The 14,064-nt window shown below is 66.7% G+C and carries 13 protein-coding genes and 1 tRNA gene; 7 read left to right on the top strand and 7 right to left on the bottom strand.

The features are described 5' to 3' along the window. Positions 1 to 6 precede the first annotated feature (6 nt). Positions 7 to 663, bottom strand: coding sequence for a ParB-like protein (locus CJZ78_RS02670; protein ID WP_094559349.1), 657 nt, complete (start codon positions 661 to 663; stop codon positions 7 to 9). Between the two features lie 89 nt (positions 664 to 752). Here CJZ78_RS02670 and CJZ78_RS02665 point away from each other — a divergent pair, with 89 nt between their 5' ends. Beyond that, complete coding sequence (locus CJZ78_RS02665; RefSeq protein ID WP_094559348.1) at positions 753 to 1,856, top strand: sirohydrochlorin chelatase; 1,104 nt, start codon at positions 753 to 755, stop codon at positions 1,854 to 1,856. 430 nt (positions 1,857 to 2,286) lie between these two features. Next, on the top strand, positions 2,287 to 2,547 hold the full coding sequence (locus tag CJZ78_RS02660; protein ID WP_094559347.1) for a DUF2811 domain-containing protein: 261 nt from the start codon (positions 2,287 to 2,289) through the stop codon (positions 2,545 to 2,547). Between the two features lie 177 nt (positions 2,548 to 2,724). Here CJZ78_RS02660 and CJZ78_RS02655 read toward each other — a convergent pair whose 3' ends face one another. From CJZ78_RS02655 to CJZ78_RS02630, 6 genes are all read right to left on the bottom strand, one after another. Further along, positions 2,725 to 4,368 carry a GMC oxidoreductase gene (locus CJZ78_RS02655; RefSeq protein WP_094559346.1) on the bottom strand — a complete coding sequence of 548 codons (1,644 nt, stop codon included), beginning with the start codon at positions 4,366 to 4,368 and terminating at the stop codon, positions 2,725 to 2,727. A gap of 96 nt (positions 4,369 to 4,464) precedes the next feature. After that, positions 4,465 to 4,541, bottom strand: a tRNA-Met gene (locus tag CJZ78_RS02650). 57 nt (positions 4,542 to 4,598) lie between these two features. Next, positions 4,599 to 5,570 (bottom strand): asparaginase, encoded by a 972-nt coding sequence (locus CJZ78_RS02645; RefSeq protein WP_094559345.1) that lies wholly within the window; start codon positions 5,568 to 5,570, stop codon positions 4,599 to 4,601. A gap of 19 nt (positions 5,571 to 5,589) precedes the next feature. Continuing rightward, entirely contained in the window at positions 5,590 to 6,072 is a 483-nt protein-coding gene (locus CJZ78_RS02640) for a CGLD27 family protein (protein WP_094559344.1), read from the bottom strand. 5 nt (positions 6,073 to 6,077) lie between these two features. Further along, positions 6,078 to 6,470: a ribosome silencing factor gene (gene rsfS / locus CJZ78_RS02635; protein ID WP_094559343.1), complete on the bottom strand. Its 393-nt coding sequence runs from the start codon at positions 6,468 to 6,470 to the stop codon at positions 6,078 to 6,080. Then, positions 6,463 to 7,098 carry a DUF3318 domain-containing protein gene (locus tag CJZ78_RS02630; protein ID WP_094559342.1) on the bottom strand — a complete coding sequence of 212 codons (636 nt, stop codon included), beginning with the start codon at positions 7,096 to 7,098 and terminating at the stop codon, positions 6,463 to 6,465. The genes rsfS and CJZ78_RS02630 overlap by 8 nt, the downstream gene beginning before the upstream one ends. Positions 7,099 to 7,231: 133 nt before the next feature. Here CJZ78_RS02630 and carB point away from each other — a divergent pair, with 133 nt between their 5' ends. Genes carB through CJZ78_RS02605 form a run of 5 tightly spaced genes read left to right on the top strand, consistent with a single transcriptional unit; the run spans position 7,232 to position 14,050 of the window. Continuing rightward, positions 7,232 to 10,552: a carbamoyl-phosphate synthase large subunit gene (gene carB, locus CJZ78_RS02625; protein ID WP_094559341.1), complete on the top strand. Its 3,321-nt coding sequence runs from the start codon at positions 7,232 to 7,234 to the stop codon at positions 10,550 to 10,552. Positions 10,553 to 10,577: 25 nt separating this feature from the next. Next, positions 10,578 to 11,258 (top strand): DUF3386 domain-containing protein, encoded by a 681-nt coding sequence (locus CJZ78_RS02620; RefSeq protein ID WP_233128424.1) that lies wholly within the window; start codon positions 10,578 to 10,580, stop codon positions 11,256 to 11,258. A gap of 32 nt (positions 11,259 to 11,290) precedes the next feature. Next, the gene (locus CJZ78_RS02615) at positions 11,291 to 12,181 is read left to right on the top strand and encodes an ABC transporter permease (protein ID WP_094559339.1); all 891 of its coding nucleotides are present in this window, start codon (positions 11,291 to 11,293) and stop codon (positions 12,179 to 12,181) included. Beyond that, positions 12,178 to 13,056: an ABC transporter ATP-binding protein gene (locus tag CJZ78_RS02610; RefSeq protein WP_094559338.1), complete on the top strand. Its 879-nt coding sequence runs from the start codon at positions 12,178 to 12,180 to the stop codon at positions 13,054 to 13,056. Before CJZ78_RS02615 ends, CJZ78_RS02610 begins: the two co-directional genes overlap by 4 nt. Beyond that, complete coding sequence (locus CJZ78_RS02605; RefSeq protein ID WP_094559463.1) at positions 13,037 to 14,050, top strand: ABC transporter substrate-binding protein; 1,014 nt, start codon at positions 13,037 to 13,039, stop codon at positions 14,048 to 14,050. The genes CJZ78_RS02610 and CJZ78_RS02605 overlap by 20 nt, the downstream gene beginning before the upstream one ends. The last annotated feature ends 14 nt before the right edge of the window (positions 14,051 to 14,064 follow it).

Below are 14,064 nucleotides of genomic sequence, written 5' to 3'. Positions count from 1 at the left end.
CGGGGATTAAGGCGTGCCTTTCCAGCCCGCCAGGTGGGAGGCGGCACTGGAGCGGGCCAGGGCCCGGGCGCGGGGCAGGGCGGGCTCGAGCTGCTCGGAGCTGAAGGGCGGCAGGGGGCGGCTGCGCAACCAGGCCCCCCAGCGGAATTCGTGGAAGGGAATCAGCGGGGCGGGTGCCAGCACCCCTTCCTGCTTGAGCTTCCACACCAGGCTGCGGTAGGGGTCGTCCTGCAGACCGGTGAGCATTTCGGGTAGGGCTGAGGGGGCCAGGGGGCCAAGCCCGCGGCCGTCATAGAGGTAGAGCCAGCCGCGGCGGTGCAGGGCCTCGAGCACGTCGTGGTGGTCGTCGGTGTCGAGCTCCAGCACCAGATAGCCAAAGGCGGTGGCCTCCGGCTCCATCTCGATCAGGGCCCGCAGGCGGTGGTGGCGGTCGACCATCCAAACGTCGCCGCGGCGGTTCCGCACCAGGGGCACCGGCTTGCTGCCCAGATAGGAGCGCCGTTCGCGGGCATTTTCAGCGCTGAAATCCCGCAGCCGGCTGTGCACTTCCGCCAGTCCCACGCAGAGCTGGGTCGGCCGCAGCTGGGCGATCGGCACCTCCACCAGCGCCGATCCCGGCTTGGGAGCCGGCAACGGCTTGTAGGGGGGGAGGCGCAGTGCCATGGCGGCGTGGGCGGCCTGAATGTCCCCATCCTGCCCGGTGCCGCCCGTGATGGGCTGCCGGAATAGGGTCGCAACAGGTGTGAACGGCCATGGCTTCCCTTCCCAGCCCCGACCTCAGGGATGGTCCCCATGGACCGATTGGGGTGTTGGTGTGCGGCCATGGCAGCCGCAACCGGCTGGCGGTGGCTGAATTCGCCCAGTTGGCCCGGGGCCTACAGGCGCTTCTGCCAGCGGTCCCCGTGGACTACGGCTACCTGGAATTTGCCCGACCGATCCTGCGCGATGGCCTGGAGGCGCTGCGGGCCAGAGGCGTGAGCCACGTGCTGGCGGTGCCGGCGATGCTGTTCGCCGCTGGGCATGCCAAGAACGACATCCCGTCGGTGCTCAACACCTACGCAGCCGAGACGGGCCTGCGCATCGACTACGGCCGGGAGCTCGGGGTCGATCTGAAGATGATTCAGGCGGCTGGAGCCCGGATCCGCGAAGCCCTCGAGCAGGCCGGCGACGCTGTGCCTCTGCACGACACCCTGCTGGTGGTGGTGGGACGGGGTTCGTCCGATCCTGATGCCAACTCCAACGTCGCCAAGGTGACGCGGATGCTGGTGGAAGGCCTCGGTTTCGGTTGGGGCGAGACGGTCTATTCGGGCGTCACATTCCCGCTGGTAGAGCCTGGGCTGCGCCATGTGGTGCGGCTGGGCTACCGGCGGGTTGTCGTGTTCCCCTATTTCCTCTTTTCGGGGGTATTGGTGAGCCGGATTCAGCAGCACACCGATCGGGTGGCCCAGGACCATCCCGACGTGGAGTTTGTGAAGGCGTCGTACTTGGCCGATCACCCCTTGGTGCTCGACACCTTTGTGGAACGGGTGGCCGAGGTGGTGCGGGGGGACTCCAACATGAACTGTTCGCTGTGCAAATACCGCGCCCAGGTGCTCGGCTTTGAAACCGAAGTGGGGGCGCCGCAGCACAGCCACCACCACCACGTGGAGGGGCTCACCGACGGCTGTGATCTCTGTGAGCGGGAATGCACCGGCGCCTGTCAGCCCGATGGGGTGCCCATTCCCCTCGGTGGCCATGCTCACAACCACGACCACGGGTCTGGGCACAGCCACGATCACGGCCATCACCATCCGCCCTACCCCCACGCCGACCATCCCCTCGGCCCCCGCACCCTCCGCCCAGGCGGTGCCACCTGAGGGGTGAGGGACTGGTGATCAAGGGCGCCAATTCGGAAGAATTCCGTGGTGTTTCGAGCAGCTCATTGGTCTCGGCGCGGTCAGCGTCTTGCGAGACTCGAGTGCATCAGGCTTGCTGATCTGTCGACGCTTTCCCCATTTGGCCTCTGTTTTCCCCCGTTTTCCTGGGGTTTTTCCCCAGAAACGGGCTCGTTGAGCCCGTTGGGGCCGTGGCTCTGGGGAATATCCGCTTTTGTTCAAGCACGCCTTGACAGTTCCAGCCCGAAGTGGCCTACTTCGCCAGGCGGTGCTGGTTGGGTGCTCCAGGTGTCCGTCAGCACAGGCAATCTCAGGCTGGATTGGCGCGGGGGCGAGCCAGCTGCAGCGCTTTGACGCACCCGCCGTTGGTGTGGCGTACTAGGGGGCCTTCCCCAGCCATTGGTCGTCCTCCATGAGCACCGAGCGCAGTCACTTGGAACGCTGCATCGAGCCGGAGGCATGCTGCATCGAGCCGGAGGCATGTTGCATCAGCCTCGAAGCCGAGGTGCCGGAGTTGCTATTCGAGGGCATGCGGGAGTTCCTCAACGACCATCCCAACTGGGACCAATACCGTCTGATTTCCTCCGCCCTGGCCAGCTTCCTGTTCCAGAACGGCTGCAGCGACCAGGGGGTCACCCAGCACTACCTCAACGGCCTGTTCCTGCGCCGCTGAGGGTTTGCGCGGAATTGGCGCAAAAAAAAGCGGAGGGGCCAACCTCCGCCTGAGTTTCCCTTGCCCGACCCTGTGACAGGTCGCATAGTCATTGTGCGCAGCATGTCCAGCGTCGTTTGTGGCGATCGACACCGGATCGTGAGACGACAACTTTTCTGGCCGACGGGGCCCGGATCTCTAGTCGCCCCGGCGCAGGCGGCTGGCGGCGGCTTCACAGGCACGCCAGGTGATCGCCATCTCGGTGAGGGTGGGGCTCTGCCAGCCGGCACGGGGCCAGCAGGCGCCATCCACCACCAGCACGTTGGCCGCCCCCCAGCACTGGTTGAGGGGGTTCACCACGCCGTCCTCGGCGCTGGTGGCCATGCGAGCGCCGCCCAGTTCGTGGATGTAGTAGCCGGGGGGTGGTGCCTCGGGCCTGACCGCCAGGCTGCTGCGGATCCAGGGCTCCAGCAGGGGCAGCACGAACAGGTCTTCGATCGGCCGGATCTGCCCTCCAGCGGCGGCCACCACGGCCGCCATGCGCTGGTGCATGTGGGCCACCAGGCGACGCTCGTTCTCACCCCAGCGGCAGGCGATGTGGGCGGTCGGTAGCCCCCAGGCATCGCGCTGTTCGGTTTTCAGGGTGACCCGGTTGTCGGCGTTGGGCAGCACGTCGCCGTGGCCGATTAGGAAGCCCACCGCCTCGCCGCGGCGGCGTTGCAGCAGGGCGGGTGGATCAAAGCGTTGCAGCGCCGTCCAGAGGCCGTAGCCGCCATGGAACCCGACCTCGCTGCCGGGCTCCAGGTTGACGGTGTTGGGAATGAAGCAGCTGCCCGCCCCTGAAAGCTCCACCGCCCCGCCGGGGGCAGCCACATCGGGGATCGAGAAGAAGCGGCTGCTGGAGATGTGGTCCATCAGGTAGCGGCCGAGGCTGCCCGAGGGGTCGATCAAGCCGCCGCGCTGCTGGCTCTCACTGGAGTGCAGCAGGATCCGCAGCGTTTCGATCGTCGAGGCGCAGAGCACCACCAGTGGCGCGTCGATCCGCTCCTGGGATCCGGTGCGGCCATCCACCAGCACCACACCCCTGGCCTGGTTGCCATCGAGCAGCAGATGGCTCACCACGGCGTTGCTGCGCACCTGGGTGCGGCCGGTGGCGAGGGCCCGGGCCAGGGTGCGGCCCTGGCTGGAGGAGCGGGGCCAGCCCGGGCCCCGGTGCAGGTTGAAGCCCCGGGAGGCGATCAGGGGCAGACCGAGATCGCGGCCGATGCACTCCTGCAGATGCTGCTCTCCCGGGGTGAAGGGCAGGGGCGGCAGAAAGTGGCCATCGGGCAACTGCGGCAGGCCGTCGCAGGCACCATGCACCTCCAGCAGTTGCTCGAGCCGGGTGTAGTAGGGGGCGAGGTCGGCACTGCCGATGGGCCAGCCGGGCCCTTGGCCATCGCGTTCTGCTGCCTGAAATTCGTAGTCGGAGAGGCGCAAGGTGATGCCGCCCCAGGTGAGGCTTTTGCCCCCCACCTGTCGCCCGCGACTCCACAGAAACGGTGCATCGTTGGGAGTGGAGTAGGGGTTGCGCTGCTCATCGACGAACAGGTTGGGGTTGTGTTTCCAGAACCCCGGGTGGTGGCGCTGCAAGCGCTGCTTGCCGCTGGCGATGTGGGCGACGCGCCGGGCCGTGTTCAGCGGTTCACTGCCGAAGGCTTGGCGGGAGGACAGGTCGGGGCCCGCCTCAAGCACCAGCACCTGCAACCCCGCTTCCGCCAGCACCATCGCCGCCACGCCGCCGGTGGCACCGGAGCCCACAACGATGGCGTCCGGTTGGCGCATTGGGGTGGGGGCCTTCATCGGGCGGGGCGGCACAGAGGGTGGATCGGGGCGTGGGCCATCCCCGGGCCAACCAAAACGAAACCCCGACAGGGGGCTGCCGGGGTTTCGAGGATGTGGTGGCGGGGGCGAGATTTGAACTCGCGACCTTCGGGTTATGAGCCCGACGAGCTACCAGACTGCTCTACCCCGCGTCGACTTCCCAACCATACCAGTCGGTGTGGCCCGTCCAGCTGGTTCCGTCAAGCGGGTCAGTCGAAGCGCAGCTCCCCGAGCACCTCGAGGCGCAGATGGGGAGCCGGCTGCAAGAACTGGCTGCGCAGCTCCTCCAGGGTCATCGGCGTCAGCCAGTCGAGTTGCTCCAACAGGTGGAGGGCCACAGAATGTTTGGCCCGGGCGGAGCCGTCCTCCACCTTGATCGCGACCCCCATGCCCTCGCCGACGCGGCTCAGGCACTGGATGCCCTCGGCACCGCCCTTGCTGACCACCTGGCCGTGGCCGCGGCGCATCAATTCAGTGTCGAAGCGCCCCTCACCCGCCACCAGCTCCGGGTGGGCCAGCATGGCCCGGCTGAGCCGTTCCAGGTCGGCCTGGCTGCCGGCACCCAGGTGGGCATAGAGCAGGGCCATCTGGGCCAGCTGCAGCTGCAGGGTGGGGGCGCCGCAGTCGTCGCGGGCGGTGAGCAGCTCGGCGGCGGGCTGGGCGAGCAGATCGCCCACGCGCTTGAGCACCTCCTGCTGCAGGGGGTGCTCCTTCTGCAGGTAGCTCTCGGTGCTCCAGCCCAGGCGGCGGCAGGTGGCCAGAAAGGCCGCGTGCTTGCCGGAGCAGTTGTGCTCCAGGGGGCTGCTGCCGCAGTCGGGCACGGGGCACTGCAGTTGCTCGGCTTCGATCTCCGAACCCCAGAGCAGCTTGAAGGCTTCGCGGGCGTGCATGGCCGTGCCGGCATGGCTGGCGCAGGCGATGGCCAGGCCCCGCTCACCGCAGTTGCACTGCTCCGCCGCGCCGCTGCTCACAAACACGGTGGCCTGGAAGGGCTTGAGCGCGGAGCGCACGAAGCTCAGCTGCTGGGGATCACCGGCCCGCATCAACACCCGGCCCCGGCCGTCGCACACCACGGCATGAACCCGGTGGCGGGATTCGACGATGCCGTTGCGCAGCAGGCGCACCTCCAGGGGAGGGACGCCCCCGCGGGAAGTGCCACCAAAACTGGAGGACAGGGTCACAGAAGCCCGGGAACCGATCTCACAGAGCCTGACAGAGGCTGGCCCCCGCCAAGGCCAGGATCACCGCCAGCGCCGCACCCTGCTGCAGCCGCCGCAGCACGGGCTGCACCTGGTGCTGGGCGACGAGCAGGTCCTGTTGGCGCCAGGCCAGGGGTTTCTCCCACACCTGGCCGTCGTACCAGCCGGATTCTTCGTACTCCACCCGCTCGGAGACCAGGCGCCGGTGGACGTAGGTCCAGCCCAGCCACTGGCGCACCAGCAGCAGGATCGGCAGGGCCACGGCCGCCACCATGCCCGCCAGCACCAACTGGGCCGGGTGGTGGCGCAGCACCCAGCTGCCCCTGGCCACCAGCACCGTGACGGGAAGCAGCAGCAGCCAGCTGGTGGCCAGAGGACGCAGCAGCCCAGCCAGGCTCTGGGAGGGCCACACGAAAAACCAGGACGCCAGCAACTGCTCGTATTCCTGCAGGGGCCGTTGCTCGGGCGGCACCGGGCAAGGCATGGCGCTCAGGACGAAACGGCTTGCGTTGACGATACGAAGCCCACCTGTTCACCGTGACCCCAGAAGGATTCAAGGTCGTAATAGGTGCGTTCGCTGGGGGTGAGCACGTGCACGATCACCTCGCCGTAGTCGAGCAGCATCCAGCGGCCCTCCTTCTGGCCTTCGCGGCGCAGGGGCAGCCGGCCTGTGGTCTCTTCGATCTGATCCTCCGCCGAGCGGGCGATGGCCCGCACCTGCACATCGGAGAGGCCGCTGCAGATCACAAACCAGTCGGCCAGGGAGCTGACCTCATCCACCCGGATCAAGCGGATGTCGACGGCCTTGCGGTCGTCGCAGGCTTCAGCGGCCAGCTGGGCCAACTGCTTGCTGTCCAGGTCGGTTGCTTGGGGCTCAGCCATAGACGTTCTCGCTGGTCACCGATTGGCGGGAGCCCTGCTGCTGGGCCATTTCGGCGCGGGCTTTGCCTGCACTCTTGCGCAGGGCCTCGAGCCGGTCTTCGTAGAAGGTGCGCTTTTTCTTCTTGCGGGTCTGCTCCACCAGCTCCTTGAGGGCGCCCCCCAGGCTCTTGTAGGCATTGGGCAGGCTGTAACCGAAGCGGGTGGCCAGGTCGATGGCCCGCTCATCGGCGGCGATGGCGTCCTGCAGGCGCTTCTCGGAGTTGTTCTTGAGGTACAGGCGGTAGCCGGCAAAGCCGGAGAGCCCCAGGGCCATCACCAACAACAGACCGTCCTGCACCCACAGCTCGCCAATGGCCCCACCCAGGCCGATGGCCAGGGCGGCCATCTCCCAACCGTCGCGGGGCACGGTGTCGTTCTGGATGCGGCCCACCTCATGCCAGAAGAGCAGGTTGCGGTGGTCGATCGCCAGGGCATCCCACTTCTCCAGATCCACCTGGACCTCCACCTCGTCGCGACCGATTTCCTCGATGGTGATCAGGGGCGGCTCCACCGAGGCGGCCGCTTCCACAAACACCCAGCTCTGCAGTTCGGGAGGCAGCAGCCCTTTCAGGCGCTGGAGTTCGCTCATCGGGCGCGTAACCACGTTGAAGACCAGGGTAGCGATTCTCCCCCCAGCGGCTGGGGGTGTCTGCTGAACTGGGCTGGCGGGGTGGGGCCTGGGGGGCCCGTGAGAGGCTGGGCGGGTTTGGCTTGCATAACCCATGCCCCGCCGCACGGACCTGAGGCGCATCCTGCTGCTGGGCTCGGGTCCGATCGTGATCGGCCAGGCCTGCGAATTTGATTACTCCGGCACCCAGGCCTGCAAAGCCCTGCGCGCCGAAGGCTTTGAGGTGGTGTTGGTGAATTCCAACCCGGCCTCGATCATGACCGATCCGGACATGGCGGATCGCACCTACATCGAGCCGCTCACCCCCGAGGTGGTGGCTCGGGTGATCGAGATCGAGAAGCCCGATGCCCTGCTGCCCACCATGGGCGGTCAGACCGCCCTCAACCTGGCCGTCGCCCTCGCCCAGAACGGCACCCTGGCTAAGCACGGCGTTGAGCTGATCGGCGCCAACCTTGAGGCCATCCAGAAGGCGGAGGATCGGCTTCTCTTTAAGCAGGCGATGGAGCGCATCGGCGTGGCGGTGTGCCCCTCGGGCATCGCCAACACGCTGGAGGAGGCCGAACGGGTGGGCGAGGCCATCGGCAGCTATCCGCGCATCATTCGCCCCGCCTTCACCCTGGGCGGCAGCGGCGGCGGCATCGCTTACAACCCCGAGGAGTTCCGGGCGTTCTGCAAGAGCGGCCTGGAGGCCAGCCCCGTTTCCCAGATCCTGATCGAGCAGTCGCTGCTCGGCTGGAAGGAGTTCGAGCTGGAGGTGATGCGCGACACCGCCGACAACGTGGTGATCGTGTGCAGCATTGAAAACCTCGACCCAATGGGGGTGCACACCGGTGATTCGATCACCGTCGCTCCGGCCCAGACCCTCACCGACCGCGAATACCAGCGGCTGCGCGACCAGTCGATCGCGATCATCCGCGAGATCGGCGTCGACACCGGCGGCAGCAACATTCAGTTCGCCATCAACCCCGCCAACGGCGACGTGGTGGTGATTGAGATGAATCCGCGGGTGAGCCGCTCCTCGGCGCTCGCCTCCAAGGCCACGGGCTTCCCGATTGCCAAGATCGCCGCCCGCCTGGCGGTCGGCTACACGCTTGACGAAATCGTCAACGACATCACCGGTGCCACGCCGGCCTGCTTCGAGCCCACGATCGATTACGTGGTCACGAAGATTCCCCGCTTCGCCTTCGAGAAGTTCCGCGGCAGCCCGGCGGTGCTCACCACCTCGATGAAGTCGGTGGGTGAGGCGATGGCGATCGGCCGTTGCTTTGAGGAGTCGTTTCAGAAGGCGCTGCGCTCCCTGGAAACAGGCCATGCCGGCTGGGGCTGCGACCGGCCCGATGCCAGCTGGGAGCCCACTGAGCTGGAGCGGGCCCTGCGCACCGCCACCCCCGAGCGGATCTTCGCCGTGCGCGCGGCGATGCTCGCCGGCCGCAGCGACGATGAGATCTATCAGCTCAGCGCCATCGATCCCTGGTTTCTCGCCAAGCTGCGCCGCATCCTCGAGGCCGAGCAACGGCTGCTGCCGGGCCGCCAGCTGGCGGAGCTCGAGGCTCCGGCCCTGCTCGAGCTCAAGCAGCTGGGCTTTTCGGATCGTCAGCTCGCCTGGGCCACTGGCAGCCAGGAGCTGGAGGTGCGCCGCCACCGCCAGGCTCTTGGGGTCAACGCCGTGTTCAAAACTGTCGACACCTGTGCGGCGGAGTTTGCCTCCAGCACGCCGTATCACTACTCCACCTACGAGCGGCCGCTGGAGCGGCTCAATGCGGCTGGTGGGCTGGAGATCGTGCCGCCTGAAAACGAGGTGCAGCCGGAAAGCCGCCGCAAGGTGATGATCCTGGGTGGCGGTCCCAACCGCATCGGCCAGGGCATCGAATTCGACTACTGCTGCTGCCACGCTTCCTTCGCCCTGCAGGCCGAGGGCTTCGCCACCGTGATGGTGAACAGCAACCCGGAAACGGTGTCGACCGACTACGACACCAGCGACCGGCTCTATTTCGAACCGCTCACCCTCGAAGACGTGCTCAACGTGATTGAGGTGGAGCATCCCGAGGGGGTGATCGTGCAGTTCGGCGGCCAGACACCGCTGAAGCTGGCGATCCCGCTGCTGCGCTGGCTGGCCTCACCCGAGGGGCTGGCCACCGGCACCCGCATCTGGGGCACCTCCCCCGAATCGATCGACGCCGCCGAAGACCGGGAGCAGTTTGAGGCGATCCTGCGCCGCCTGGAGATCCGCCAGCCCCGCAATGGTCTGGCCCGCAGTGAGGCCGAGGCCCGGGCCATCGCCGCGCGCGTGGGCTATCCAGTGGTGGTGCGCCCCAGTTATGTGCTGGGCGGGCGCGCCATGGAGGTTGTCTACGACGAAGCCGAGCTCAACCGCTACATGGTGGAAGCGGTGCAGGTGGAGCCCGACCACCCGGTGCTGATCGACCAATACCTCGATAACGCCATTGAGGTGGACGTGGATGCCCTCTGCGACGGCGACGGCGTCGTGGTGATCGGCGGCGTGATGGAGCACATCGAGCCAGCGGGTATCCACTCGGGCGACTCGGCCTGCTGGCTGCCGTCGGTGAGCCTCAGCCAGGCGGCCCTGGCCACGATCCGCGAGTGGAGCAGTGCCCTGGCCCTGGCCCTCGGGGTGCGCGGCTTGATCAACCTGCAGTTTGCGGTGCAGAACGACCCGGAGCAGGGCGAGCGGGTGTTCATCATCGAGGCCAACCCCCGCGCCTCCCGCACGGTGCCGTTTGTGGCCAAGGCCACCGGCGTGCCCCTGGCCAAGGTGGCCAGCCAGCTGATGGCCGGCCGCACCCTGGCGGAGCTGGGGCTCACGGCCGAGCCCATCCCGCCTCTGCAAACGGTGAAGGAGGCGGTGCTGCCGTTCAAGCGCTTCCCGGGTTCCGACACGTTGCTGGGCCCTGAAATGCGCAGCACTGGCGAGGTGATGGGCATCGCCAGCAGTGCCGGCATGGCCTATGCCAAGGCCGAGTTAGCCGCAGGGGAGGCCCTGCCCACCAGTGGCACGGTGTTTCTCTCCACCCACGACCGCGACAAGCCGGCCCTGCTGCCCGTGGCTGAGCGGCTGGTGGGGTTGGGCTTTGCCCTGATCGCCACCGGTGGCACCGCCGAGGCCCTTCGGGCTGCTGGCCTGCAGGTGGAATCAATCCTCAAGGTGCATGAGGGCCGGCCCAACATTGAAGATGCGATCCGCTCGGCCCGCATTCAGCTGATCATCAACACCCCGATCGGCCGCCAGGCCGCCCACGACGACAAATATCTGCGTCGGGCCGCCCTCGACTACGCCGTGCCGACGGTGACAACCCTGGCCGGGGCTAGGGCCGCTGTCGAGGCGATCACGGCGTTGCAGCAGCAGACCATTGAGGTGAATGCCCTGCAGGACATCCACCCCGGACTCACTCGTTAGGGTTGGGGGCCCGATAGATCCCGCTTTGACAGCCAGCACCCAGGTCAGCAACCAGATCACCTCAGGCAGCGACTGCACGGCGGCTTTCCGGGCCGCCTATGAAAATCGCTACACCTGGGAGCCGGATTTCGGTGGTTATCAGGGCCGCTGCATCTGGGAGCAAGACGAAAAGAAGGTCGAGGGCAGCTTCGTGGTGGGCGCCGACCTCAAGGCCACGGTGACTGGCGTCGCCGATGAGGAGATTCACAAGGCCCTGGCCTCCCAACTGTGGGAGGTGGCGATCCACCGGGTGCGGCGCAGCTTTGAGCAAACCCACGGCGCCAACACCTTCAGCGCCGGCGACACCGACGCGGTGGGCACTGAGGTGATCGTGGGCGGCAAAAACGAAGGCGATCGCTATCGCATCAAGGCAAATGTGGTGACGATGGTGCATCGCCACATTCATGGCACCGTGGTGACGATCTTCACCGAGAGCACAACAGACACCGGCAGCGGCTACCTGAGCCGCAGCTACACCAGCCAGTACGCCGATCCAGCAACTGGCGCAGCCAAGGGGGGCATCAGCCGTTTCACCGACACCTTTGTGCCCCTGGCTCGGGTGGGCCCCTGGGTGCTGAGCGAGCGGGTGGTTGAGACCGCTGCCCATGGCGACACGCCGGCCGGCCGCCAGGTGTTTCGTTTCGAGGATCTTGCCCCCTTGGCTTAAGCCAAGAGGCTGCTGCTAGGCACAATGCAGCCATGTTTTCCCTTTGGATTGGTGCCTACGACCAGGGCTTGGCCTATGCCGGTCTGGCCCTGGGCACCTACCTAACCCTGCGCGTCCTCAACTTCCCAGACCTCACGGTGGACGGGTCCTTTGCCCTGGGTGGTGGCACCGCTGCCGTGTTGATCAGTCAGGGCGCCCCGGTGCCGGTGGCCTTGGGGCTGGCGATCTTGTTTGGCTGCCTGGCGGGCACGGTGACTGGCCTGATTCACACCCGGCTGGGGGTGAATGATCTATTTGCCGGCATCCTCACCACCACCGGCCTTTATTCGATCACCCTGCGACTGATGGGGCGCTCCAACATCCCCCTGTCTGAAACCCCAGCTGGAATTCTGGCCCTGCCCGACCTGGGCCTGGGCCTAGATGGTCAGTGGGCCGTGGGATTAACCCTGGCGACGCTTGGGATGATCCTGCTGATCTCCTTCCTGCTGGCCACCGATTTCGGCCTGTCTTTGCGCGCCCTGGGCAACAACCCCACCATGGCCCGCGCCAACGGCATCAACCAGCGCCGCGGGCTCACGGTGGGAATCGCTGCTGCCAATGGTCTGGTGGCCCTGGCCGGGGCGCTGGTTGCCACCTATCAGGGCTTTGCCGACGTGACCATGGGCATCGGCTCGCTGATCCTGGGACTAGGCATGGTGATCATTGGCGAATCGGTGCTGCGGCCCCGCTCGCTGCCCTGGGCCCTGCTGGCGGTGTCGGTGGGGGCGATTTTGTTCCGCACCATGATCGCCATCGCCCTGCAGTTGGGCCTCGAACCGGTTGATCTCAAGTTGGCAACGGCCCTGCTGCTGCTGATCGCCCTGGCCTTCGGGCGGCTGCGCATACCTGGGCTTTCGGCAGACCAGGGGAGGCAGGAGCAATGAGTTCTGCCCCTGCTCTCAGCGCCCCTGCTCTCAGCGTCCCGGGCCTCAGCGTTGAGGAGCTCAGCTGGGGCCATCCCCTGCCGGGATCGGGCTGGCGCCAATTATTCAGCGGTTTCTCGCTGAGCTGCCCCCCGGGTCAGTTTCTGGTGGTGATTGGCAGCAACGGCTCCGGCAAGAGCACCCTGCTCAATCTGGTGGCTGGCACCCTGCGCCACAGCGCCGGCCGTATCCACCTGGGCGGCCGCCCCCTGCACCGCCTGCGAGATCACCAGCGGGCCTGCTGGATTGGCCGGGTGATGCAAAACCCTCTGGAGGGCACATGTCCGGGGCTTACCGTGGCTGAAAACCTGCGGCTGGCGGAGCGGCGCAACAGGCCAGCCAGGTTTGCAGCAGGTTTTTTGATTAGTGCCTTTGGTGGCATTCATCCCAATGGCGGCGACCGCAGGCGCTACCGCGAGCTGCTGGGCGAGCTGGGCTTGCCCCTGGCCGACCGGCTCGATGAACCGGTGGGTCAACTTTCCGGAGGACAGCGCCAGAGCCTCAGCCTGGTGATGGCAACCCTGGGTTCCCCGGATCTGCTGCTGCTCGATGAGCACACCGCTGCCCTTGACCCCCGGGCCGAAGCAACGGTGATGGCGCTCACCGACAGGTTGGTGCGCCAGCTGGGCACCACCGCCTTGATGGTGACCCACAGCCTCGAGCAGGCCCTGAGCCACGGCGACCGGTTGGTGATGCTCCATGAGGGTGGCTTGATTGGCGATTGGAATGCTGCCGAGCGTGAACATCTCGACCCGGCCGCATTGCGGTCGATGTATGGCGCCGCCATAGTTGCGCCGCAGTCTTCCAGTGCCCCAGATGGGTCTTCAGCGTCGTGAATTTCTGAGCCTGGTTGGGGCTGGCGCTGTGAGCACGGTGGTGCTCTCCGCCTGCGGCAAGCTCGGTGGTGGCGCCAAGGTGAAAGGCCCCACCATCGGCATGCTGCAGATGGTGGAAGCTCCGCCTCCGACCAACACCCGCAAGGGCTTCGAAGCGGCCCTGGCAGAAGCGGGCTACATACCTGGCAAAACGGTCAACTTCATCCAGAAGGATGCGGCCGGCGAAATGCCCAACACCACCCTGGTGATGAAGCAGTTTGTGGGCGACCAGGTGGACATGATCCTGGCGGTGGGCACCCCGCCCCTGCAGGCCGCCATGAAGGTGGCCCCAGAAACCACTCCGGTGGTGTTCTGCTACTGCTCCAATCCCTGGGGTGCCGGTGCCGGCACGCCCCCGGGTGGCGTGGGGCAGCACAAGCCAAATGTGGTCGGCACGATCGGCACCAACCCGGTGGGCAAGGAGCTCGATTTGGCTCGCCAAATCAACCCTGAGCTCAAAACCGTGGGTCTGATCTTCAACCCCGGCGAGCCCAACTCCGAATACGAGGCCAAGGTGCTCAAGGAGGAGGCGGCCAAACGCAACATCACCGTTGTGGAGCAGTCGGTGGCCAACTCCGGCGAAGTGCTGCAAGCCGCCCAGGTGCTGGCCGACAAGAAGGTCGAGGCCTTCGTGAAGATCGGCGATTACGCCACGATTCAGGGCTTCGGCTCGATTGCCAAGGTGGGTCTCGAGAAGAAGATCCCCGTGTATTCGGTGGATGCCGACGACATCAAGCTGCCCGGCTGCCTGGCCACGATCGGCTGGGCCTACTTCGATGACGGCTACGCAGCAGGCAAGCTGGCGGTGCGGGTATTGAAGGGAGAATCGCCGGCCAAAATGGCCTTCGAGCCCCTCACCAAAACTGAGTTGATGGTGAACAAGGCCACCGCCGCAGCGATTGGGGTGACCCTGCCTGAGGAGCTAATCAAGGAAGCCCAGAAGGTGGTGAGCTAGAGCCCACCCCCATC

Origin of the sequence: Synechococcus sp. 8F6 (assembly GCF_002252665.1) — a bacterium.
Classification (GTDB): domain Bacteria; phylum Cyanobacteriota; class Cyanobacteriia; order PCC-6307; family Cyanobiaceae; genus Cyanobium_A.
The sequence above is the reverse complement of the archived record's forward strand: the minus strand, read 5'-3'. Positions and strand labels throughout refer to the sequence as shown.